General features: G+C 66.0%; 19 protein-coding genes. 6 read left to right on the forward strand and 13 right to left on the reverse strand.

The genetic code is table 11. From position 1 onward, the window contains the following. Positions 1–81: 81 nt before the first annotated feature. From RCF34_RS06585 to RCF34_RS06600, 4 genes are all read right to left on the reverse strand, one after another. The gene (locus RCF34_RS06585) at positions 82–2,322 is read right to left on the reverse strand and encodes a DNA internalization-related competence protein ComEC/Rec2 (RefSeq protein WP_308707421.1); all 2,241 of its coding nucleotides are present in this window, start codon (positions 2,320–2,322) and stop codon (positions 82–84) included. 105 nt (positions 2,323–2,427) lie between these two features. Then, a complete protein-coding gene (locus RCF34_RS06590; protein WP_183628635.1) occupies positions 2,428–3,669 on the reverse strand; it encodes a lipoprotein-releasing ABC transporter permease subunit in 1,242 nt (413 codons plus the stop codon). A 7-nt stretch (positions 3,670–3,676) separates the two neighbouring features. Beyond that, on the reverse strand, positions 3,677–4,378 hold the full coding sequence (gene lolD, locus RCF34_RS06595) for a lipoprotein-releasing ABC transporter ATP-binding protein LolD (protein WP_026083696.1): 702 nt from the start codon (positions 4,376–4,378) through the stop codon (positions 3,677–3,679). Continuing rightward, positions 4,371–5,621, reverse strand: coding sequence for a lipoprotein-releasing ABC transporter permease subunit (locus RCF34_RS06600; RefSeq protein ID WP_308707422.1), 1,251 nt, complete (start codon positions 5,619–5,621; stop codon positions 4,371–4,373). The genes lolD and RCF34_RS06600 overlap by 8 nt, the downstream gene beginning before the upstream one ends. A gap of 107 nt (positions 5,622–5,728) precedes the next feature. Between RCF34_RS06600 and RCF34_RS06605 the strand changes: the two genes are divergently transcribed. From RCF34_RS06605 to RCF34_RS06615, 3 genes are read left to right on the forward strand one after another with little or no spacing between them, the layout of a single operon-like run. Then, positions 5,729–6,280, forward strand: coding sequence for a PilZ domain-containing protein (locus RCF34_RS06605; RefSeq protein WP_308707423.1), 552 nt, complete (start codon positions 5,729–5,731; stop codon positions 6,278–6,280). Further along, entirely contained in the window at positions 6,277–6,567 is a 291-nt protein-coding gene (locus RCF34_RS06610) for a phosphodiesterase (protein ID WP_308707424.1), read from the forward strand. Before RCF34_RS06605 ends, RCF34_RS06610 begins: the two co-directional genes overlap by 4 nt. Positions 6,568–6,575: 8 nt before the next feature. Then, a complete protein-coding gene (locus RCF34_RS06615; RefSeq protein WP_308707425.1) occupies positions 6,576–7,292 on the forward strand; it encodes a glycerophosphodiester phosphodiesterase family protein in 717 nt (238 codons plus the stop codon). A gap of 190 nt (positions 7,293–7,482) precedes the next feature. Here the strand turns inward: RCF34_RS06615 and sthA are convergent, their stop codons facing one another. Beyond that, complete coding sequence (gene sthA / locus RCF34_RS06620) at positions 7,483–8,877, reverse strand: Si-specific NAD(P)(+) transhydrogenase (protein ID WP_308707426.1); 1,395 nt, start codon at positions 8,875–8,877, stop codon at positions 7,483–7,485. A gap of 210 nt (positions 8,878–9,087) precedes the next feature. Continuing rightward, complete coding sequence (locus tag RCF34_RS06625) at positions 9,088–10,530, reverse strand: glyceraldehyde-3-phosphate dehydrogenase (protein ID WP_308707427.1); 1,443 nt, start codon at positions 10,528–10,530, stop codon at positions 9,088–9,090. Positions 10,531–10,684: 154 nt separating this feature from the next. Here RCF34_RS06625 and mfd point away from each other — a divergent pair, with 154 nt between their 5' ends. Continuing rightward, on the forward strand, positions 10,685–14,134 hold the full coding sequence (mfd, locus tag RCF34_RS06630; RefSeq protein WP_308707428.1) for a transcription-repair coupling factor: 3,450 nt from the start codon (positions 10,685–10,687) through the stop codon (positions 14,132–14,134). A gap of 46 nt (positions 14,135–14,180) precedes the next feature. On the opposite strand, the gene RCF34_RS06635 is transcribed toward mfd, so the two are convergent. The 3 genes from RCF34_RS06635 to RCF34_RS06645 form a co-directional block, all read right to left on the reverse strand. Beyond that, on the reverse strand, positions 14,181–14,921 hold the full coding sequence (locus RCF34_RS06635) for an S-methyl-5'-thioinosine phosphorylase (protein ID WP_308707429.1): 741 nt from the start codon (positions 14,919–14,921) through the stop codon (positions 14,181–14,183). Between the two features lie 11 nt (positions 14,922–14,932). Further along, positions 14,933–15,925, reverse strand: a complete 993-nt coding sequence (gene nagZ, locus RCF34_RS06640; protein WP_308707430.1) for a beta-N-acetylhexosaminidase — start codon at positions 15,923–15,925, stop codon at positions 14,933–14,935. Between the two features lie 80 nt (positions 15,926–16,005). Next, the gene (locus RCF34_RS06645; protein ID WP_308707431.1) at positions 16,006–16,716 is read right to left on the reverse strand and encodes a TetR/AcrR family transcriptional regulator; all 711 of its coding nucleotides are present in this window, start codon (positions 16,714–16,716) and stop codon (positions 16,006–16,008) included. A gap of 234 nt (positions 16,717–16,950) precedes the next feature. Here RCF34_RS06645 and lexA point away from each other — a divergent pair, with 234 nt between their 5' ends. Together lexA and sulA are read left to right on the forward strand one after the other, a co-directional pair. After that, on the forward strand, positions 16,951–17,562 hold the full coding sequence (gene lexA / locus RCF34_RS06650) for a transcriptional repressor LexA (RefSeq protein ID WP_308707432.1): 612 nt from the start codon (positions 16,951–16,953) through the stop codon (positions 17,560–17,562). A gap of 182 nt (positions 17,563–17,744) precedes the next feature. Beyond that, a complete protein-coding gene (sulA, locus tag RCF34_RS06655; protein ID WP_308707433.1) occupies positions 17,745–18,245 on the forward strand; it encodes an SOS-induced cell division inhibitor SulA in 501 nt (166 codons plus the stop codon). Positions 18,246–18,311: 66 nt separating this feature from the next. On the opposite strand, the gene RCF34_RS06660 is transcribed toward sulA, so the two are convergent. From RCF34_RS06660 to RCF34_RS06675, 4 genes are all read right to left on the reverse strand, one after another. Next, the gene (locus RCF34_RS06660; protein WP_007162387.1) at positions 18,312–18,548 is read right to left on the reverse strand and encodes a hypothetical protein; all 237 of its coding nucleotides are present in this window, start codon (positions 18,546–18,548) and stop codon (positions 18,312–18,314) included. 130 nt (positions 18,549–18,678) lie between these two features. Further along, positions 18,679–19,197 (reverse strand): DUF6586 family protein, encoded by a 519-nt coding sequence (locus tag RCF34_RS06665; protein WP_308707434.1) that lies wholly within the window; start codon positions 19,195–19,197, stop codon positions 18,679–18,681. A gap of 58 nt (positions 19,198–19,255) precedes the next feature. Continuing rightward, positions 19,256–21,862, reverse strand: coding sequence for a type I DNA topoisomerase (gene topA, locus RCF34_RS06670; protein WP_308707435.1), 2,607 nt, complete (start codon positions 21,860–21,862; stop codon positions 19,256–19,258). Positions 21,863–22,011: 149 nt separating this feature from the next. Then, the gene (locus RCF34_RS06675) at positions 22,012–22,263 is read right to left on the reverse strand and encodes a DUF1653 domain-containing protein (RefSeq protein WP_026083700.1); all 252 of its coding nucleotides are present in this window, start codon (positions 22,261–22,263) and stop codon (positions 22,012–22,014) included. Positions 22,264–22,280: the final 17 nt, after the last annotated feature.

A 22,280-nucleotide genomic window follows, 5' to 3' on the forward strand; every position in this document is an offset into this window, starting at 1 on the left:
AAATGAGCATTCCGACCGGGCTGGCGATCCAGGTCTTTTCAACGCCATTTGGCCGACGCGCAGTAGCCTTTGAATAGGCTATCAGGGGGTCGGCGGGGAGACCCGCCACCAGTGCCGCGCCTGGCGCTGTCCGCGCGGTGTCTCCCAGCGACCGAGGGTCCAGCTCAGGGCGCCCAGCGCGGCGGTGTCATAGGGCAGCACGCCGCGCTCGCGATAGCGCGCCAGTACCTGGGGATGGGGATGGCCATAGCGATTGTTCAGTCCGCGCGAGATCAGCACGCCGCGCGGTTGGACGGCCTCGATGAAGACGGCGCTGGAGCCGCTGCGACTGCCGTGGTGCGGGGCGACGAGCCACTCCGCTGCCAGGGGCTTGCCACTGGTCACCAGCTCCGCTTCGCGGCGGGCATCGATATCGCCGGTCAACAGCAGGCGCTCGCCCCTGGCCTCGATCCTGAGCACGCAGGAAGAGGCATTGGAATCCGCATCAGGATGCCACCAGGTGGTGAAGCCGACTTCGTTCCACTCCCAGCGAGCGCCGTCTTCACAATCCAGGGCGCGCAACTCCGCCGTGAGGCGACCCGCCTCGCCACTGAGCACCTGCCCTGGCGGCAGCCCCCTGGCCACGGCCGGTGCACCGCCGGCATGGTCGGCATCGGCATGACTGAGCAGCATGACATCCAGGGTGCCGATGCCGGCGGCCTTCAGGTTGGGCAGGACGACCCGGGCGCCGCTGTCATAGCTGCCCAGGCGCGGACCGGCATCGTAGAGCAGCGCATGCTCACGGGTACGCACCAGCACCGCCAGGCCCTGCCCCACGTCCAGTACGGTGATCCGCGCCAGCCCCTCCGCGGGTACCGGCGGCGGGGGAAACAGCCCCGGCAGCATCAGCAGCGCGCCGAAGCCGCGCAGCGGCACGCCCGCGGGCAGCAGGGCCAGCAATGCGCCAAAACCCGCCAGCCACAGCGCCCAGGTGGGCGCGAGGACCGGCTGCCAGGCCGCAGCCAGGTGCGCCAATCCGCTCAGCAGCCAGAGCAGCCCTTGCAACAGGCCACCCGCCAGCAGCAAGGCCGGCGCCCCCAGCGGCGACCAGAGCAGGGACAGCAGGGTCCCCGCCAGCGCCAGGGGCACGATGGCCAGGTCCATCAGTGGCACGGCCAGGGCGTTGGCCAGCGGGCCGCTCGGACTCAGGGGCAGGCCCAGCGCCAGGAGCAGCGGCGCCAGGCCCACGGCCATGCACCATTGGGCACGCCCGAGGGTGAGCCACCACGGCAGTCGGCCCAGGCGGCCGGCGAAGCTCCAGAGCAGCAACAGCACGGCGCCGAAGGACAGCCAGAAACCGGGCAGCAGACTGACCAGCGGATTGGCGGCCAGCACCAGTGCCAGGGCCAGCAGGACGGCGTCCGCCAGCCGTACCTGCTGACGCCCGAGCTGCCAGAGCAGTCCCAGGCTGACCATGACGCAGGCCCGTTGCACCGGCACCTCGAAGCCAGCCAGCAGTCCGTAGCCCAGCGCGGTGGCGATCGTCAGCACCGCCGCGGACAGGCGCCAGGGCAGCCGCCGCGGCCAGAGACCGCGGCGCGCCAGGATGACCACCCCGGCATAGACGCCGAGGGCGATCAGGCCGATGTGCTGCCCGGAGATGACCATCAGGTGCACGGTGCCGGTGTCCTGGAACAGCTGCCACTGGGCATCGGTGATGCCCGAGCCGTCGCCCACCACCAGGGCGGCGAGCAGCCCGCCCTGCCCGGCGGGATCCCGCGTCTGCAGGTATTGGCGGATACCATCGCGCCAGGTCGCCAGGCCGCTGGCGGCGGCCAGGCGCTGGCCATCCTTGACGCTGCCGGTAGCGCCTATGCCCTGGGCCAGTAGCCAGGCTTCGCGATCCTGGCCCAGGGGGTTGGCCAGACCTGAGGGGCCGCGCAACTCAGCGGCCAGGCGCCAGCGCTCGCCGGCCAGCGGGCGGGGCCCTCCGTGCCAGCTCAGGCGGATCCGCGCCGGTAGCTTCAGCGCGCGGCGGCTGGTCGCTCCGGCGAGCACGAAGCCCACCGAGTCGGCGTCCACCGCCGGCAGGCCGCTGATCTGGCCTTCGATCCACAGCACCCGCTGCTCCAGCGCCGGGTCCAGGCGATCGTCCAGCGCCCAGTGGCCATTGAGCAGCGCCCAGGCCAGGCCCAGCCCGAAGGCACCGAGCGCCAGGAAGCGGGTGAACAGGAGCACCAGGCCCACCGCCGCGAGGGCCGCCAGCAGCGGCAGGGACGGCAGCGAGGCGAAGGCGCGCAGGAGCAGCACACCGAGGGCGAAGGACAGCAGAGCGGCGCGCATCAGGACTCCATCCATGGAGAGCCGAAAGGGCTTCGGATACGCGAATTAGAGCAGTTCGGACGCCAGAGGGCCAGGGGCATGCCGCCACCTGGCCTGGCAAGGCGATCAGTCGTAGCGCAAGGCTTCGGCGGGCGAGGTACGGGAAGCGCGCCAGGCAGGATAGAGGGTCGCCAGGAAACTCATGCTCAGGGCGGCCACGGCGATGAGCACCACGTCCTCCAGCTCCAGCCGCGACGGCAGGTTGCTGATGAAGTACATGTCACCACCAAACAGCTTGTGGCCGACCAGGCGCTCCAGCGCGGCGATCCAGCTGCTGACGTTGAGCGCCGCGATGACGCCCAGCACGCCGCCGATCAGGGTACCGACCAGGCCGATCACCGTGCCCTGCACCATGAATACCGCCATGATCTGCCCGGGCGTGGCGCCCAGGGTACGCAGGATGGCGATGTCGGCCTTCTTGTCGGCCACGACCATGATCAGGGTGGCGATGATGTTGAAGGCGGCCACCGCCACGATCAGCAAGAGCAGCAGGCCGATCATGGTCTTTTCCATCTGCATGGCCTGGAACAGGCTGCCCTGGGAGATCGTCCAGTCGCGCGCCTGGTAGCCGTCGCCGAGGGCCTTGGCCACCTCACGGGAGATGCGCGGCGCCTGGAACAGATCGTCCAGCGCCAGGCGGATGCTCTCCACCTGCCCTGGCTGCCAGCCCTTGAGCGGCGCGGCATCGGCGACGTTGATCAGCGCCAGAGAGGCGTCCAGCTCGGCGCCGACCTTGAAGGTACCGACCACGGTGAAGCGCCGCAGCCGCGGGGTGATGCTGCCGGTGGCGCCGACCTCGGGGATGATCACCGTGACCTGGCTGCCCAGCTCCAGCTGGAAACGCCGCGCGGCGATCTCGCCCAGCACGATGCCGAATTCGCCGGGCTTGAGGGCGTCGAGACTGCCCTGGGTCATGCGCTCGCCGACGATGGACACGCGCTTTTCCTGGGCTGGATCTATGCCGTCCACCAGCAGCGGCTGCATGCGACCCCGTACCGAGAGCATGCCCTGCAACTGGGTATAGGGCACCGCCGCCAGCACATGGGGCTGCTGCTCGGCCTTGGCTGCCAGCGGGCGCCAGTCGTCCAGCGGCTGGGCCGCGCTGATGAAGGCATGGGGCACCATGCCGAGGATGCGGCCGCGCATTTCTTCCTGGAAGCCGTTCATCACCGACAGCACCAGGATCATGGCCAGCACCCCCAGTGCCAGGCCGAACATGGAGACCAGCGAGAAGAAGGAGATGAACGACTTGCGCCGCTTGGCGCGGGTGTATCTCAGGCCGATGAACAGCGAAAGCGGTCTGAACATGGCGACCTCAGACCTGCCGGGCCGGCGTGGCGTCGACCAGATGGCCTTCGTCCAGGCGCAGCATCCGGTCCATCTGGCCAGCCAGCACCTGGTCGTGGGTCACCACCAGGAAGGCGGTGCGCAGCGAGGTGGACAGCTCCAGCATCAGGTCCTGGATGCCGTGGGCGGTGTGCTGGTCGAGGTTGCCGGTGGGTTCGTCGAGCAGCACCAGCTTGGGCTGGTTGACCAGCGCCCGGGCGATGGCCACGCGCTGGCGCTCGCCACCGGACAGCTCGGCCGGCTTGTGGCCCAGACGGTGACCGAGACCGACCCGCTCCAGCAGCTTGGCGGCGCGCTCGCGGGCTTCGCCGATGGAGGCCTTGCCGATCAGCAGCGGCATGCAGACGTTTTCCAGGGCGCTGAATTCGGGCAGCAGGTGGTGGAACTGGTAGACGAAGCCCATGGCGCGATTGCGCAGCAGGCCGCGGGCCTTCTCGTTCAGCGCCGACAGCTCTTCGCCGTCGAGCCAGACACTGCCGCTGCTGGGGGTATCCAGGCCGCCGAGCAGGTTCAGCAGGGTGGTCTTGCCCGACCCCGAACTGCCGACGATGGACACCCGCTCGCCCGGTTGCAGGGTCAGCTGGACGTTGCTCAGCACCTCGACGGTCTGGGGGCCTTCCTCGTAGCGCTTGCCCAGGTCCTGGCAACGCAAAACGGCTCGATCATTCATAACGCAGGGCCTCGGCGGGTTGGGTACGGGCGGCGCTCCAGGAGGGATAGAGCGTGGCCAGGAAGCTCAGGGCGAAGGACGCGCCGCAGACCAGCAGGACGTCGTGCAGCTGCAGCTGCGCCGGCAGGTAGTCGATGAAATACACCTCGGCGTTGAGGAACTGGTGTCCGGTGACCCGTTGCACCCAGGCCAGCGCGGCACTGACGTTGAGCGCGGCGAGCACGCCCAGCAGGCAGCCGATGGCGGTGCCGATGACGCCGATGAAGGTCCCCTGGACCATGAACACCGCCATGATCTGTCGGGGCGTGGCGCCCAGGGTGCGCAGGATGGCGATGTCGGATTTCTTGTCGGTCACCACCATCACCAGGGTGGAGACGATGTTGAAGGCGGCCACGGCGACGATCAGCAGCAGCAGCAGGCCGATCATGGTCTTTTCCATGCCGATGGCCTGGTAGAGATTGCCGTGGGTGCGGGTCCAGTCGCGGGCGTACCAGTCGTTGCCCGGCAGCTGGCGAGCGATGTTCCAGGACACGTCGGGCGCCTGGAACAGGTCGTGCAGCTTGAGGCGCACGCCCTGCACCGCGTTCGCCGGCCAGCGCTGCAGCCGCGCGGCGTCCTCGATGTCGATCAGGCCCACCGAGCCGTCCAGCTCGCCGGCGCCGACGCTGAAGATGCCCACCACGGTGAATCTCTTCATGCGCGGAAACATGCCGGCGGGGGTCACGGCCACTTCCGGGGCGATGTAGGTGAGCTTGTCGCCAACCTTCACGCCCAGTTTCTCGGCGGCCAGGGAGCCGATGATGATGCCGAATTCCCCCGGCTTGAGGTCGTCGAGCCGGCCCTCGCGCATGAAGCTGGGGATGATCGAGACCTTGGGCTCCTCGGCCGGATCGATGGCGTTGAGCAACACCGTCTGCACCGCCTTGTCGTGGGCCAGCATGCCCTGCAACTGGGTGAAGGGCGCCACCGCGGCCACCTGGCCGTTCTGCAGCGCCAACTCGCGCACGCTGCGCCAGTCGGGCACCGGCTGGTAGGACTCCACCGTCGCATGGGGAATCATGCCGAGGACACGATCGCGCATCTCGCGATCGAAGCCGTTCATGACCGACAGCACCACGATCATGACGACCACGCCGAGGGCCAGGCCGATCATGGAGGTGAGCGAGATGAAGGAGACGAAATGGTTGCGGCGCTTGGCGCGGACGTAACGCAGGCCAAGGTAGATCGGCAGGGGTCTGAACATAGGCTCGCTTGCACGGCGGAAAGACGTAGGCGCCCTGCGGGTTGGACGGCGACACCGTGCCGGCTCGCCGGCTACACTCGGGGCCATCACCCACGGAGCGGCCCGACATGACCACCCCAGACGCGCGTGAACGGCGGGAATACTATCGCATCACCGACCGCATCGCACTGCAAATCAGCCCTGCCGACGGGGTCCCCGGCGAGACCGCGCCCTTGTTCGCACTCCTGAGCGAACTGCATCAGCTGGAATTCGAATCACGCCACCTGCTGCGCAATCTGGACGAGCGCGACCGCGCCGTCACCGCCTGCCTGCGCCTGGTGAACAAACGGCTCGACCTGCTCGGCCAGGCCTTCACCTGGAATCTCTTGCACGACAGCGGCGCCACCCGCGACGTGGTGCTGTCCGAAGGCGGCCTGGCCTTCGTCGATGCCGAGCCCTTTGCCCTGGGCACCCGGCTCGACCTGCGCATGGCGCTGCCGCCCCAGGGCCTGGGCCTGCAGGTGCTGGCGGAGGTGACCGGTTGCCAGGCCGTCGCCGGCGGTTACGAGATCGGCACCAGCTTCGTCGACCTGGAAGACGCCCAGCGCCAGCTGCTGGCGCGCCATGTCCTGCGCCAGCAGGCGCGGGTACGGCGCGCCGACCGCGGAGACGAGGCGTGAAACGCCCCTGGCTGGGCCCCCTGCTGCTCGGCGTCGCCCTCCCCGGCCGGACCGAGACCCTGCGGATCCCGCTGGGCCAGCAGGGCGATGCCGGCACGCCGCAGCCCCTGCCTGGCGACAGTCGCAGCCAGGTCCTGGAGCGCTTCGGCCTGCCCGATCGGGAGCATCCACCAGTCGGTCGGCCGGCCATCCGCCGCTGGGACCATAGAGATTTCAGCGTCTATTTCGAAAACGATCGGGTGCTGGACGCGGTCCGTGAACCGCGACGCCCGGTCTCGTCACCCTAGGAGCCCTCATGACCCTCATTTACGGACATCGCGGTGCCCGCGGCGAAGCCCCGGAAAACACCCTGGTCGGTTTCGAGCTGTGCCTGGAGCTGGGCGTCAGGCGCTGCGAGCTGGACCTGCACCTTTCCCGTGACGGCGAACTGGTGGCGATCCATGACCCGACCCTGAAACGCACCACCGGGCGTGGCGGCAAGGTCAGCGAAAAGGCCGTCGCCGATCTGGTCGCCCTGGATGCCCGCCAGGGGGGCCCGGCCTGGCCACGTCCCTGCCCCATTCCGACCCTGCGCGGGCTGTTCGAGAAGTGCGCCTTCGAACACTGGCAGCTGGAGGTGAAGAGCGCCTCGCGGGTGCGGGCGGCCCAGACCGTCAGGGCCATCGCCCAGTTGGTCGAGGAATTCGGCCTGCAGGACAGGATCACCGTGACCAGCGCCTCACGCGAGGTCCTGCGCGCCCTGCAGCGCGATACGCCGCACCTGGCGCGTGGACTGGTGGCGGAATACGCCTGGCTGGATCCGCTCAAGGTGGCCGCTCATTACGACTGCCACCTGCTGGCGCTGAATTGGACCCTGTGCACCCCGGAGCGACTGCTCAAGGCCCAGCGCCAGGGCTTGCATGTCTCGGTGTGGACGGTGAACGACGCCAGCCTGATGCGTCGCCTGGCCGACTTCGGCGCGGACAGCCTGATCACCGACTTCCCGAGTCTGGCGCGACGAACGTTGGGGTAGGCGCTGGCGCAGGTCGAAGCCCATGCCGTGCTGGGCTTCGCTGTGCTCAACCCAACCTGTGAAACCCTAGGCGTAGGTTGGGTTGAGACGGCTCCATCGTCGAAGCCCAACAGCCCGCGTTGAACCTGGACCTCGTTGGGCTTCGCTGCGCTCAACCCAACCTACGGTCGAGCGTAGCGAGACTCCCGACTCAGAACAACCGATTCAAGCCATCGAAGGCCGCTACCCGGTAGGCCTCGGCCATGGTCGGGTAGTTGAAGGTGGTGTTGACGAAATAGCGGATGCTGTTCGCTGGACCTTCCTGGTTCATGATCGCCTGGCCGATGTGCAGGATCTCCGACGCCTGGTCGCCGAAGCAGTGCACGCCCAGCACCTGCAGGGTCTCGCGGTGGAAGAGGATCTTCAGCATGCCCACCGGCTCGCCGGAGATCTGCGCCCGCGCCATGCTCTTGAAGAACGCCTTGCCGACCTCGTAGGGCACCTTTTCCTGGGTCAGCTCGCGCTCGGTCTTGCCCAGCGAACTGATCTCGGGAATGGTGTAGATGCCGGTGGGGATGTCGTTGACCACCCGCCCCTTGTTGTCGTGCAGGAGGTTGTCGGATGCCGAACGACCCTGGTCATAGGCGGCACTGGCCAGGCTCGGCCAGCCGATGACATCGCCGGCCGCATAGATGTTGGCGACCGAGGTCCGGTAGTTCTCGTCGACGGTGACCTGGCCACGGCTGTTCACCGAGATGCCCACGTTCTGCAGGCCGAGCTGATCGGTGTTGCCGGTCCGACCGTTGCACCACAGCAAGGCATCGGCGCGCAACTTCTTGCCGGACTTCAGGTGCAGGATCACCCCGTTTTCCTGGCCCTCGATGCGCTCGTATTCCTCGTTGTGGCGAATGAGCACGTTGTTGTTCTGCAGGTGATAGCTCAGGGCGTCGGAGATCTCGTCGTCGAGGAAGCTGAGCAGTTGATCGCGGTTGTCGATCAGGTCCACCAGCACGCCGAGGCCGCTGAAGATGGACGCGTATTCGCTGCCGATCACCCCGGCGCCGTAGATGATCAGCCGACGCGGGGTATGGGTCAGAGACAGGATGGTATCGCTGTCGTAGATGCGCGGATGGCTGAAGTCCACGTCCACCGGGCGGTAGGGGCGCGAGCCGGTGGCGATGACCACCTGCTTGGCCACCAGGCGCTCCAGATCGCCGCGCAGGTTGACGATCTCGATGGTGTTCTCGTCGGCGAAGCTGGCGGTACCGAAGAACAAGTCGACCCGGTTGCGGGCGTAGTAGCCGGTACGGGAGGACACCTGGCGCGCGATCACCCGCTCGGCGCTGCGCAGCACGTCGGGAAAGGAGAACCAGCGTGGCTCGCCGATGGAGCGGAACATCTCGTTGGTGTTGAACTGGATGATCTGCTTGACCGAATGGCGCAGCGCCTTGGAGGGAATGGTGCCCAGGTGGGTGCAGTTGCCGCCGACCACCTGGCGATTGTCCACCACCGCCACGCGGCGGCCATTCTTGGCGGCGTTCATCGCCGCGCCCTCGCCGGCCGGTCCCGAACCCAGTACCACCACGTCGTAGCTATAGACCGCCATGCTTTCTCCTCAGAAGGTTAGCCGTCCGCAGGCGACGGCTGGAGCCGGACCGCCTCATGAGAGGCCAGATCCGACGCGAGATCGCCCCAGGGGGCTGCGACCTCTTGTCACGGGCCGCTATTGTGGCGCAAAACCCGGTCAAAACGAAAACGGGAGCCACCTGGGCTCCCGTCTTTTTCTTGCAAGTCAGTCTTGCCTAGGGCGCAAGACTCAGGCCGGGAAGGCCGGCGGATTGACCCCCGCCATCTCTTCCAGCACCCGCACGACCTGGCAGCTGTAGCCGAACTCGTTGTCGTACCAGACATAGAGGACGACACGGTTGTCGCTGACGATGGTGGCACCGGCATCGACCACGCCCGCATGACGGGAGCCGACGAAGTCGCTGGACACCACTTCCGGCGAGTTCACGAAATCGATCTGCTTGTGCAGCGGCGAGTGCAGCGCCATTTCACGCAGGTACTCGTTGATCTCGTCCTTGCTGGTGCCGTTTTCCAGGTTCAGGTTGAGGATCGCCATGGAAACGTTGGGCGTCGGCACGCGGATGGCGTTGCCGGTCAACTTGCCAGCCAGTTCCGGCAGTGCCTTGGCCACGGCCTTGGCGGCGCCGGTCTCGGTGATCACCATGTTCAGCGCGGCGCTGCGGCCACGGCGATCGCCCTTGTGGAAGTTGTCGATCAGGTTCTGGTCGTTGGTGTACGAGTGCACGGTCTCGACGTGACCGTTGACGATGCCGTACTTGTCGTTGACCGCCTTCAAAATCGGCACGATGGCGTTGGTGGTGCAGGAGGCCGCGGTGACGATGGTGTCTTCGGCGGTGATGGTGTCATGGTTGATGCCATGCACGATGTTCTTCAGGCTGCCCTTGCCGGGTGCGGTCAGCACCACGCGGGAGACGCCCTTGCACTTGAGGTGCTGGCCCAGGCCTTCGGCATCGCGCCATCTGCCGGTGTTGTCGACCACGATGGCATCCTGGATGCCGTAGGCGGTGTAGTCGACGGTGGTGGGATCGTTGGAGTAGATCACCTTGATCAGGGTGCCGTTGGCACACAGGGTGCTGTTGGCTTCGTCGACGGTGATGGTGCCGTCGAAGGAACCGTGCACGGAATCGCGACGCAGCAGGCTGGCACGCTTGACCAGGTCGTTGTCGGCACCCTTGCGCACGACGATGGCGCGCAGGCGCAGGCCGTCGCCGCTACCCTGGTGCTCGATGAGGATGCGCGCCAGCAGACGGCCGATACGACCGAAGCCGTACAGCACCACGTCCTTGCCCTTGCGCTGCTCGACGCCCTGCTTGCCGACCACGGCGGACAGTTCGCCGCGCAGGAAGTCCTTGAGGTCGCGACCGGCGGCTTCGGCCTTGAACTTCAGGCTCAGGCGGGCCAAATCGATGGAGGCGGCACCCAGTTCCAGCTCGCTCAGGGCCTTCACCAGCGGATAGGTGTCCTGCACGGACAGCTCGACGTTGTCGATCTGGCGGGCGAACCGGTGGGCCTTGAGAATGGAGATCACCGAACGGTTGACCAAACCGCGACCGTAAATCGAGGTCACAACATTGTTGTTGCGGTACAGCTGACCAATCAGGGGAATCATGGCCTCGGCGAGCGCTTCGCGATCGATCCATTCTTCAAGGCACTGCTCAGGCTTTTGACTCACGACAAATCCTTCCCTATGTAGGAGCTGAAAAAAGGAACTACATTATGACCGCGCTGCCTCTCCCAGGCAATCTACACGCGTCGCTGCACTGACAGCGCGAAAGCCCGGTCGTTACAATCCCAACCCTCCCGAAATCCACCGGAGTTCCGCCCGCGTGTCAGTTTTGCGTACCCCGTCAATTCCTGAAACCGCCGGCCGCCAGCAGTGGGGCAACCTGCCCGGCGCCGCGCTAGCCCTCGCCATCGCTGAAGCCGCCAAGGCCGCGACTCGCCGCTTCACCCTGCTGATCACCCAGGACAGCCAGACCGCTGATCGCCTGGAGCAGGAGCTGCGCTTCTTCGCCCCCGAGCTGCCGGTGCTGAATTTCCCCGATTGGGAGACGCTACCCTACGATGTCTTCTCGCCGCACCAGGACATCATCTCCCAGCGCGTCGCCACCCTTTATCGGCTGCCGGAGCTCTCCCACGGCATTTTGGTAGTCCCTCTGGCGACAGCCCTACACCGCCTGGCGCCCACCCGTTTCCTGCTCGGCAGCAGCCTGGTGCTGGACGTCGGCCAGCGGCTGGACGTGGAAGCCACCCGCGCGCGCCTGGAAGCGGCCGGCTACAGATACGTGGACACGGTGTACGAACATGGCGAATTCGCCGTGCGCGGCGCCCTGATCGACCTCTTTCCCATGGGCAGCAACCTGCCCTACCGGATCGACCTGTTCGACGACGAGATCGAGACGCTGCGCACCTTCGACCCGGAGACGCAGCGCTCCATCGACAAGGTCGACAGCATCCGCCTGCTACCAGCGCGGGAATTCCCGCTGCACAAGGAAGCCGTGACCGGCTTTCGCGCGCGCTTCCGCGAACGCTTCGACGTGGACTACCGTCGCTGCCCCATCTATCAGGACCTGGCCAGCGGCATCACCCCGGCAGGCATCGAGTACTACCTGCCGCTGTTCTTCGACGAGACCTCGACGCTCTTCGACTATCTGCCGGCCAACACCCAGGTGTTTTCCCTGCCCGGCATCGAGCAGGCCGCCGAGCAATTCTGGACCGATGTCCGTAATCGCTACGAGGACCGCCGGGTCGATCCGGAGCGGCCGCTGCTGCCGCCGGCCGATGTCTTCCTGCCGGTGGAAGACTGCTTCGCCCGCCTGAAGAACTGGCCGCGGGTGGTCATCGGCGCGGACGACCTGGAAGCCGGCGTGGGCCGCGAGCGCTTCGCCGCACGCGCCCTGCCGGACCTGGCCATCGACGCCAAGGCCAGCCAGCCCTTGGCGGCCCTGGAGCACTTCATCACCGATTTCCCCGGTCGCGTGCTGTTCACCGCGGAAAGCGCCGGTCGCCGCGAGGTGCTGCTGGAGCTGCTGGCCCGCCTGAATCTGCGCCCTGGCCAGGTCGAGGGCTGGGCAGCCTTCCAGGCCAGCGCCGAACGCATCGCCATCGCCCTGGCGCCGCTGGACGAAGGCCTGGTGCTGGATGACGCCGATGTCGCCCTGATCCCGGAGAATCCGCTGTTCGGCCAGCGCATCATGCAGCGCCGCCGTCGTGAGAAGGGCCGTGACGCCGGCGAGAACGTCATCAAGAATCTCACCGAGCTGCGCGAAGGCGCGCCGGTGGTGCACATCGATCATGGCGTGGGCCGCTACATGGGGCTGATCACCCTGGAGCTGGACGACCAGCCCCAGGAATTCCTGTTGCTCGAATACGCCGACGACGCCAAGCTCTATGTGCCAGTGGCCAGCCTGCACCTGATCGCCCGCTACTCTGGCACCGACGACGCCCTGGCGCCGCTGCACAGGCTGGGTTCCGAGACCTGGCAGAAGGCCAAGCGCAAGGCCGCCGAACAGGTGCGCGACGTGGCCGCCGAGCTGCTCGACATCTATGCCCGCCGCGCCGCGCGCAAGGGCTATGCCTTCAAGGACCCGGCCGTCGACTACGCCACCTTTTCCGCCGGCTTCCCCTTCGAGGAGACGCCGGACCAGCAGGCCGCCATCGAGGCGGTGCACCGCGACATGCTGGCGGGCACGCCCATGGATCGCCTGGTCTGCGGCGACGTGGGCTTCGGCAAGACCGAGGTGGCCATGCGCGCCGCCTTCATCGCCGTGCACGGTGGCCGCCAGGTGGCGGTGCTGGTCCCCACCACCCTGCTCGCCCAGCAGCACTACAACAGCTTCCGCGACCGCTTCGCCGACTGGCCGGTGCGCGTCGAGGTGATGAGCCGCTTCAAGTCGGCTCAGGAAGTCGCCGCCGCCGCGCGCGAGCTGGCCGATGGCAAGATCGACATCATCATCGGCACCCACAAGCTGTTGCAGGGCGATGTGAAGTTCAAGGACCTGGGACTGGCCATCATCGACGAGGAGCACCGCTTCGGGGTGCGCCAGAAGGAACAGCTGAAGTCGCTACGCAGCGAGGTGGACATCCTCACCCTCACCGCCACGCCGATTCCGCGCACCCTGAACATGGCCGTGGCCGGCATGCGCGACCTGTCCATCATCGCCACGCCCCCGGCCCGCCGGCTTTCGGTGCGCACCTTCGTCATGGAAGAGCAGAACGCGGTGATCAAGGAAGCCCTGCTGCGCGAACTCCTGCGCGGCGGCCAGGTGTACTTCCTGCACAACGAGGTCAAGACCATCGAGAAGCGCGCCCGCGAACTGGCCGAGCTGGTGCCCGAGGCCCGCGTCGGCATCGGCCACGGGCAGATGCGCGAACGCGATCTCGAACAGGTGATGAGCGACTTCTACCACAAGAGATTCAACGTGCTGGTGGCCTCGACCATCATCGAGACCGGCATCGACGTGCCCAATGCCAACACCATCATCATCGAGCGCGCGGACAAGTTCGGCCTGGCCCAGCTGCACCAGCTGCGCGGCCGCGTCGGGCGCAGTCATCACCAGGCCTACGCCTACCTGCTCACGCCGCCGCGCAAGGGCATGACGCCGGATGCCGAAAAACGCCTGGAAGCCATCGCCGGCGCCCAGGACCTGGGCGCCGGCTTCATCCTGGCGACCCACGACCTGGAGATCCGTGGCGCCGGCGAACTGCTCGGCGAAGGCCAGAGCGGCCAGATCCAGGCGGTCGGCTTCACCCTCTACATGGAAATGCTGGAACGCGCGGTCAAGGCCATCCGCAAGGGCGAGCAGCCCAACCTGGAGCAACCGTTGGGGGGCGGTCCGGATATCAACATGCGCGTTCCCGCGCTGATCCCGGAAGACTACCTGCCCGATGTCCATGCGCGGCTGATCCTCTACAAGCGTATCGCCTCGGCGGCGGACGAAGACGCGCTAAAGGAACTGCAGGTGGAGATGATCGACCGCTTCGGGCTCTTGCCGGAACCGACCAAGAATCTGGTGCGCCTGACGCTGCTCAAGCTGCGTGCGGAGGGTCTAGGCATCGTCAAGGTGGATGCGGGACCCCAGGGCGGGCGGCTGGAATTCGCCGCCGACACCCAGGTGGATCCGCTGGTGCTGGTGAAGATGATCCAGGCGCAGCCGAAGAAGTACCGTCTGGAGGGCGCGACCCTGTTCAAGTTCCAGGTACCGATGGAGCGGGCGGAAGAGCGCTTCAACGTGCTGGAAGCCTTGTTCGATCGCCTGACGCCCGCGTCCAGCTGATCGAAGAGCCGCTCTCCGGGTATCCCCAGGAGCGGCTTGGCTCTTATCAGCCTGTCAGCACCTCGGCCAGCACCTGACGAACCTCGTCGATGCCGCTGGCCAGGACCGCTTCGATCTCGGCCATGGTGATTTCCCGCTGCACCTTGCCGGCCGCCGGATTCACCACCAGCGCCAGGCACGCATAGGGCAGGCCCAGTTCGCGCGCCAGGGCCGCTTCCGGCATGCCGGTCATGCCGACGATATCGCAGCCATCGCGCTCCAGCCGAACGATCTCCCCTGCGGTCTCCAATCGCGGCCCCTGGGTGGCGGCATAGACGCCATGGTCGCTGTGCGGCAGCTGCAGCTTGCGCAGCGCATTCAGCAGCCGCTGGCGCAGGGGCTCGTCGTAGGGAAAGCTGAAGTCGATGTGGGTGACATGCTCGAGGTCCGCCCCTTCGAAGAAGGTATGGCCGCGCCCCCAGGTGTAGTCCACCAGCTGGTGGGGCACGCACAGATGACCACTGCCCATGGCCGCGTGGATGCCACCCACGGCATTCACCGCGACGATGGCTTCGGCGCCGGCTTGCTTGAGCGCCCAGAGGTTGGCGCGGTAGTTGACCTGGTGCGGCGGAATGCGATGAGGATGGCCGTGACGAGCCAGGAACAGCACCGGGCGGCCGGCATAGTGGCCGCGCTGCACGGGCGCCGAGGGCGCGCCCCAGGGGGTCGCGAAGGTCTGGGCCTGGTCCAGCTCCAGACCCGCGAGCGCGGTGAGGCCGGTACCGCCGATGATGGCGTAAGTGGTCATGGGAAAGTCCTCTAGATGAGTTCAGCCTGGCGCAACCGTTGCAGCGTGTAGCTCCACTGCGGCTGCTGCCGATAATCGAGATCCACGTGGCGCCGGGCTTTCATGCTGGCCAGGCGTGGCGAGGGCGAGACGCCCAGCTGCTGCACCCGGGTCAGGGCCAGCTCGGCCGCTGCGCGGTCATTGCACACCAACCCCATGTCGCAGCCGGCGGTGAGCGCCGCCTCGACGCGCTGGCCGGCATCGCCCGCGACGTGGGCACCCGCCATCGACAGGTCGTCGCTGAAGATCACGCCCTGGTAATCCAGCTCGCCGCGCAGGATGTCCTGCAGCCAGCGTCGAGAAAAGCCGGCCGGCTGGGGATCCACCGCGGGATAGATGACGTGAGCGGGCATCACCGCGCCCAAGGTCGGCAACAGGGCCTGGAACGGACGCAGGTCGGTACGCAGCAGGGTGTCCAGATCGCGGTCGTCGGTGGGGATGGCATAGTGGGAGTCGGCTTCGGCCCAGCCATGGCCGGGGAAGTGCTTGCCGGTGGCGGCCATACCGGCGTCGCCCATGCCGGCGATGAAGGCGCCACCCAGTTCGATCACCTGCTCGGCGCTGCCGAAGGAACGGGCGCCTATGACCTGGCTGCGCCCATGGTCGACGTCCAGCACCGGGGCGAAGCTGAAGTCCAGCCCCACCGCCAGGATCTCGGTCGCCATCAACCAGCCGCAGAGTCGGGCCAGTTCCGTGCTGTCCGCGCGCGCGCCCAACTGCCCCATGGCCGGCAGCCGCACCACGTCGCGGCGCAGACGCTGCACGCGACCGCCCTCCTGGTCCACGGCCAGCAGCAATTCCGGCCGCACCGCGCGAATGGCACGGCACAGCTCGCGAACCTGCCCCGGGGTTTCGATGTTGCGGGTGAACAGGATCAGTCCGCCCACCTCCGGCTGGCGCAGCAGCTGGCGATCCTCGGCGGTGAGCCAGGTGCCAGCGATATCGACCATCAGGGAGCCTTGCATGGGTACCTCGTCCGAATGCTCCGGCGCACGGCGCCGTGAAAGGGACGCAAGCTTACCCCAGGCACCGTCGGCCTCGCAGCCTAGTAGCTCTCGGCCGTCTCCGTGACCACCGGCCGCCGTGGCCGATACTGCGCCTGGGCCAGTTCTGGCGCGTGCATTGCCGTAGGGGCACGCATCCCGCTGGCGAGGAAGGGCACCATCAGTCGCAGTACCTGATCGGTATGGGTATCGACGCCGAAGTCGTTTTCGCCGATCGCCCGCAGCGCCTTGATGCCGGACATGCTGAATACCGCCGCGCCCAGCATGAAGTGGGCGCGCCAGAACAGTTCCAGTGGCGGAATCTCGGGAACCGCCCGGTTCACCAGCAGCAGGAAGCGGCGGAAGGCGCGGCCATAGGTCTGTTCCAGATATTTGCGCAGGTGGCCCTGGCTCTGGCTGAACGCCAGGCCCAGCAGGCGCATGAACACCGAGAGGTCATTGCCATGCCGCGGCTTGATGGCCAGGGAGTGATCCACTAGCAGATTCAGCAGCGCCTCCAGGCTCACTTCCTCGCCATTCTTCGGCTGCCACTGATCGAGGTCCCGCTCCAGATTGAAACAGAAGGGATCGAGAAAGCGCGAGAACACCGCCTGGATCAAGGCCTTCTTCGAGCCAAAGTGATAATTGACCGCGGCCAGGTTGACCCCGGCTCTCGTGGTGATGAGTCGCAGCGAGGTTTCGGCAAAGCCGCGCTCGGCGAACAGCTGCTCGGCCGCATCCAGGATGCGCTCTACGGTATCCGACTGGGCCATGACCTTCCTCGATAGATGAATTCCGTTTGAAACATATGTTTCAAACGCTAGCTAAGTCAATCGCGGCCTGGACTCGAGGCGCTGCACGATGGCGTTAACGGCCCGCCGATCCACGACCTGGAGGCATATTGCGGTGAATCCGGCCTGTCGTCCGAAGCCTTGGGCGGCGGCCTTGCCTACCACCCAGAGTTACTGTATATAATCACAGCATCATTAGACGACGCGACGTGCATCATGCTGAAACTGACACCGCGACAAGCCGAGATCCTGGCCTTCATCAAGCGTTGCCTCGAAGCCAATGGCTTTCCGCCTACCCGCGCGGAGATCGCGCAGGAGCTTGGTTTCAAATCGCCCAACGCAGCCGAGGAACACCTCAAGGCCCTGGCGCGCAAGGGCGCCATCGAGATGACGCCGGGCGCCTCCCGGGGCATCCGCATTCCGGGGCTGGATGCCACGCGCAAGGCCGACGAGAGCCTGCCGGTCATCGGACGGGTCGCCGCGGGCGCGCCCATCCTGGCCGAACAGAACGTCGAAGAGAACTGCGCCATCAATCCGGCCTTCTTCCAGCCACGTGCCGACTACCTGCTCAGGGTCAAGGGCATGAGCATGAGAGACGTTGGCATCCTCGATGGCGACCTCTTGGCCGTCCATGTGACCCGTGAGGTGCACAATGGCCAGATCGTCGTGGCCCGGGTGGGCGACGAGGTCACCGTGAAGAGATTCAAGCGCTCGGGCAACCAGGTCACCCTGCTGGCAGAGAATCCCGAGTTCTCCCCTATCGAAGTCGACCTTTCCACCCAGGAATTCGCCATCGAAGGGTTAAGCGTTGGCGTCATCCGCCGCTAACGTCTAAGGCTGGCCCCTGGGCCAGCCGTTATCACGCCTTTATGCCTTACGCCGAAGTCTTGATCGGGGGTATCTGTTCGCGCTCCGGAAAGCGCTCAAGACCAGGCTGAGCACAGTGACGTCATGTATCCGTGGTACATGATCTCGAGTGGATTTGATCGAGTCGCCTCCAGGAGGTCGCCATGCAATTTCCCCTGATGTTCGATGCGCCGCGCTCGCCCGTTCAAGAGCTGGATCTGGCACCCGAGCTCCTGCTGCAGGAGCTGACCGCCTTTCTGCCCAAGCCCGGCAAGCCGGTCCGGGAACTGCCGGCCACGCCGCTGCCGGATACCTTCAGCGAGATGTCCCTGCATGGTAGCCAGGAGCAGTGCCTGCAATTGCTGGCACCCATCCTGCGCCAGCTGAGCGACAAGGACGATGCCCGCTGGCTGACCCTGGTCACGCCACCGTCGCTGCTCAGCAATGCCTGGCTGCGCAGTACCCATCTGAATCCGGAGCGCGTGCTCCTGCTGCAGACGCCAAGCGCTGCCAAGACCTTGCAACTGGCCTGCGAGGTGCTGCGCAAGGGCCAGAGTCATACGGTGATCAGTTGGCTGCACGACCTGAGTGACGCGGGCAAGCAGCAGCTGGCACGTGCCGCGGCCCTGGGCAACAGTCAAAGTTTGAACGTCAGATTCGCGTAGGAAGCAGGCAGAGCGACTGGGTGTAGCGGCGGCATTCCAGGACGGAATGCCGGATCGAGCAGAAGATCAGTGCAGGACGCGCGGTTGATCGTCGCGCTGGAGGCTATCGCCTTCGGCCAAGCGCCCGGCCATCTGCACGCCCAGGTTGAACATGGCCTTGGCTACCTCTATCTGCTGTCCATGCAGGAAATCCTTGGCATCGCTGGAGAACTCCAGGGTAACCAGAGCTTCCTCGTCGTCTGCACGGCGCAACACGATGCGACCATCGGAGAGTTCAACGATTTCCAGGTAGGCAGTAGTCATTCAGTATCTCCACAACTAAGCGGATAGTGTAACAGCGTGGGGTCTGAGAGGCTGACTTGCCTGAGCCTTTTTCGACGGTCTGTAAGGCCCTCGTCCTGACGGCCTCTGCTGCGTTGTAGCGGGTAGGGGTTTACCACTCGGTCATGGCGCCGCGGAATCTGAGCGCCGTCTGCTTGAGACTTTCACGCCAGGCTTCCACCTCTTCAAGACCCAGTTCCGGCTCGGCCGGCTCCAGGCTGACCGCCTCGATCAGAGCCAGGGTCGGGTCCTGTTTGGGTCGCCGCGGTGCCTGAGGCGGTTGCAGCAGCCGCTGGTACTCGGCGATCAGTCGCGCCAGCCAGGTTTCCGGATTGCCTGCCAATTCGATCAGTTCGCCCATTTCGGGACTAGGACTTTCAGCGAGCGTTGCGGGGGCGAGCAGGACGGCCAGCGACGTGGCCTCCATGCTGGGATGACGATAGAAGCCCGCCACTTCCTGACAGAGGCCCAGCAAGGCGCCGTGCAGGTGGAACAGGCAGGCTTCACGTTCAGCCATGATGCGACCCTGGCTTTGCGCCGAAGGCGCAGCCTGGGTCAGGCGCCAGCTTTCCAGGGCCAGACCGGCGAAGTACAGCTTCTGGTTGGTACGGGTATAACGCTCGTTGGCCATGCCCTTCTCCTGCCGCCGGCTCACGCCGGTCGCCTGTCTGCCGCTAGCGCCAGAGGCCCTAGCGCTTTTCTTCCACCTGCCACTTCTTACCGTCGTAGAAGGCCTTCCAGCCGGTGGGCTTGCCCTCGACCTCGGTCTGTACGTACTGCTCCTTGGTCTTGCGGCTGAAGCGGATCACCGCCGGCCGGCCTTCGGAATCCTTCACCGGGGCACTGAGCAGATAATGGTACTTGGGATCGATCTCGTCGCGATGGGGCAGCAATTCGCTGACCAACGGCGCGCGAGTCTCGCGATTCTTCGGGAAGCCGCTGGCGGCCAGGAACAAACCCGAAGCGCCATCGCGCAGCACATAGGTGTCGTCGACCTTTTCGCAACGCAGCTCCGGCATGGGCACCGCATCCATCTTCGGCGGGGCCGGCTCGCCGTTCTTGAGCAACTTGCGGGTGTTCTTGCAGGCCGGGTTGGTACAGCCGAAAAACTTGCCAAAGCGGCCGGTCTTGAGCTGCATCTCGCTGCCGCACTTGTCGCATTCGAGCGACGGGCCTTCATAGCCCTTGATGCGATAGCTGCCCTCTTCGATCTCGTAGCCCGGGCAGTCCGGGTTGTTGCCGCAGACGTGCAGCTTGCGATGCTCGTCGATCAGATAGGCATCCATCGCCGTGCTGCAGATGGGGCACCGATGCTTGCCGCGCAGGACCAGGGACTCGGACTCGCCCTCGTCGTCCTCGGCGATCTCGTCACCCGGCACCAGGTTGATGGTGGCCTTGCAGCGTTCCTTGGGCGGCAGGGCATAGCCCGAGCAGCCGAGGAAGACCCCGGTGGAGGCGGTACGGATCATCATCGGGCGACCGCAGACCTGGCAGGGAATGTCGGTCAGGGTTGGCTGGTTGGCCCTCATGCCCTTCTCGCCGGCCTCGGCGGTTTCCAGCTTCTGCTTGAAGTCGCCATAGAATTCGTCGAGCAGGTTCTTCCAGTCCCGCTCGCCCTGGGCCACGTTGTCCAGGTTGCCTTCCATGTTGGCGGTGAAGCTGAAGTCCATCAGGTTGGCGAAGCTTTCGTTCAACCGGTCGGTGACGATGTCGCCCATCTTCTCGGCATAGAACCGGCGGTTGTGCACCGTCACGTAGCCACGATCCTGGATGGTGGAAATGATGGCGGCATAGGTCGACGGCCGGCCGATGCCGCGCTTCTCCAGTTCCTTGACCAGGCTGGCTTCGGAGAAGCGGGCCGGTGGCTTGGTGAAGTGCTGGCTCGGGTCGAGCTTGACCAGGCCGAGGTCCTCGCCCTGCTTCATCTCGGGCAGGACGTCATCGTCGCCCGGCTTGCTCTGTTGCGGCAGGACGCGAGTGTAGCCATCGAACTTGAGGATACGACCGCGGGCACGCAGCTCGAAGTCACCCGCCGCGGCGGTCACCGTGGTGGACAGGTACTCGGCCGGCGGCATCTGGCAGGCCAGGAACTGGCGCCAGATCAGCTCGTACAGGCGCTCGGCGTCACGCTCCATGCCCGACAGGCTGTTGGGCTTGACGTTGACGTCGGACGGGCGGATGGCCTCGTGCGCTTCCTGGGCGCCTTCACGGCTGCCGTAGACATTGGCTTTTTCCGGCAGGTACTGCTTGCCGAATTCGCTCTCGATGTAGCCGCGGGCCATGGCGATGGCATCGCCCGACAGGTTGGTCGAGTCGGTACGCATGTAGGTGATGTAGCCGGCCTCATAGAGACGCTGGGCCATCATCATGGTCTTCTTCACCCCGAAGCCCAGGCGATTGCTCGCCGCCTGCTGCAGGGTGGAGGTGATGAAGGGTGCCGAGGGCCGGCTGCTGGTCGGCTTGTCTTCGCGCTTGGCGATGCGATAGGCGGCTTTTTCCAGCTTGGTCAGGGCGGCCTCGGCCTGGGCTTCGTTCAGCGGCTTGAAGGCTTCGCCCTTCTCACGCACCACTTCGAAACGCACCTGGGCCTTCTTCGGCGTGGCCAGGTCGGCATGGATCTCCCAATACTCCTCGGGGACGAAGGCGCGGATCTCGCGTTCGCGCTCCACCACCAGCTTGACCGCGACGGATTGCACCCGACCGGCGGACAGGCCACGGGCGATCTTCGACCACAGCAGCGGCGAGACCATGTAACCGACCACGCGGTCGAGGAAGCGACGCGCCTGCTGGGCGTTGACGCGATTGATGTCCAGCTCGCCGGGCCGGGAGAAGGCTTCCTGGATGGCCTTCTTGGTGATCTCGTTGAAGACCACGCGCTTGTAGCGCGAGTCGTCGCCACCGATGGCTTCCCGCAGGTGCCAGGCGATGGCCTCCCCTTCGCGGTCCAAGTCGGTTGCGAGATAGACGGTATCGGCGTCCTTGGCCAGGCGGCGCAGCTCTTCGATCACCTTTTCCTTGCCGGGCAGGATCTCGTAGTGCGCCTTCCAGCCGTGCTCGGGGTCGACGCCCATGCGGGCGAACAGCTGGCGCCGGGCCTTTTCCTTGGGTGACAGCGCGGGCGCCTCGGCGGCGGTCTTGCGCGTCTTGGCGGCGGGCTCCTTGGCGGTGCCGGCGCCGCTGGTGGGAAGGTCGCGGATGTGGCCGATGCTCGACTTCACCACGTACTGGTTGCCCAGGTACTTGTTGATGGTCTTGGCCTTGGCCGGGGATTCCACGATGACCAGCGATTTACCCATGGGAGAGTCAGATTCCTGCTTGAAGGCGGTAAGCGAGCGAAAGGCGAGCGCCATAAAGGCGAATGGAGGACCAGACCGATTTCAGTCTGGTGCGCCGGGGGCGGTCGGCCAACGCGGCACCGCTATATATAGTGGCGATGTCGGCAAGGTCAAGGCTGCGGCGTGGCATCCAGACCCAAGGGATCGGCTTCGACGCTGATCAGCGCGAAGCGCGGCACCTGCTCGCCATCCACCTGGACGCTCTCGCGAAACATGCTCAGGGGACGCGCCCAGAGACCATATTCACCATACAACGCCTGATAGATGACCAGCTCTTCTTCGGTCTCGGAATGCCGGGCCAGACCCAGCACCCGATACTGCTGACCCTTGTAGTGCCGGTAGAGTCCCGTCTGCAATGCCATGTTCCACCTCGAAAAAA

The organism is Pseudomonas sp. 102515, from assembly GCF_031085165.1.
Taxonomy (GTDB): Bacteria; Pseudomonadota; Gammaproteobacteria; order Pseudomonadales; family Pseudomonadaceae; genus Chryseomonas.

Excerpts from the sequence above, each read along its gene's own strand:
- RCF34_RS06585 (WP_308707421.1), bottom strand. The coding sequence starts at position 2,322 with ATGCGCGCCGCTCTGCTGTCCTTCGCCCTCGGTGTGCTGCTCCTGCGC.
- RCF34_RS06590 (WP_183628635.1), bottom strand. The coding sequence starts at position 3,669 with ATGTTCAGACCGCTTTCGCTGTTCATCGGCCTGAGATACACCCGCGCC.
- lolD (WP_026083696.1), bottom strand. The coding sequence starts at position 4,378 with ATGAATGATCGAGCCGTTTTGCGTTGCCAGGACCTGGGCAAGCGCTAC.
- RCF34_RS06600 (WP_308707422.1), bottom strand. The coding sequence starts at position 5,621 with ATGTTCAGACCCCTGCCGATCTACCTTGGCCTGCGTTACGTCCGCGCC.
- RCF34_RS06605 (WP_308707423.1), top strand. The coding sequence starts at position 5,729 with ATGACCACCCCAGACGCGCGTGAACGGCGGGAATACTATCGCATCACC.
- RCF34_RS06615 (WP_308707425.1), top strand. The coding sequence starts at position 6,576 with ATGACCCTCATTTACGGACATCGCGGTGCCCGCGGCGAAGCCCCGGAA.
- sthA (WP_308707426.1), bottom strand. The coding sequence starts at position 8,877 with ATGGCGGTCTATAGCTACGACGTGGTGGTACTGGGTTCGGGACCGGCC.
- RCF34_RS06635 (WP_308707429.1), bottom strand. The coding sequence starts at position 14,921 with ATGACCACTTACGCCATCATCGGCGGTACCGGCCTCACCGCGCTCGCG.
- nagZ (WP_308707430.1), bottom strand. The coding sequence starts at position 15,925 with ATGCAAGGCTCCCTGATGGTCGATATCGCTGGCACCTGGCTCACCGCC.
- RCF34_RS06645 (WP_308707431.1), bottom strand. The coding sequence starts at position 16,716 with ATGGCCCAGTCGGATACCGTAGAGCGCATCCTGGATGCGGCCGAGCAG.
- lexA (WP_308707432.1), top strand. The coding sequence starts at position 16,951 with ATGCTGAAACTGACACCGCGACAAGCCGAGATCCTGGCCTTCATCAAG.
- sulA (WP_308707433.1), top strand. The coding sequence starts at position 17,745 with ATGCAATTTCCCCTGATGTTCGATGCGCCGCGCTCGCCCGTTCAAGAG.
- RCF34_RS06660 (WP_007162387.1), bottom strand. The coding sequence starts at position 18,548 with ATGACTACTGCCTACCTGGAAATCGTTGAACTCTCCGATGGTCGCATC.
- RCF34_RS06665 (WP_308707434.1), bottom strand. The coding sequence starts at position 19,197 with ATGGCCAACGAGCGTTATACCCGTACCAACCAGAAGCTGTACTTCGCC.
- topA (WP_308707435.1), bottom strand. The coding sequence starts at position 21,862 with ATGGGTAAATCGCTGGTCATCGTGGAATCCCCGGCCAAGGCCAAGACC.
- RCF34_RS06675 (WP_026083700.1), bottom strand. The coding sequence starts at position 22,263 with ATGGCATTGCAGACGGGACTCTACCGGCACTACAAGGGTCAGCAGTAT.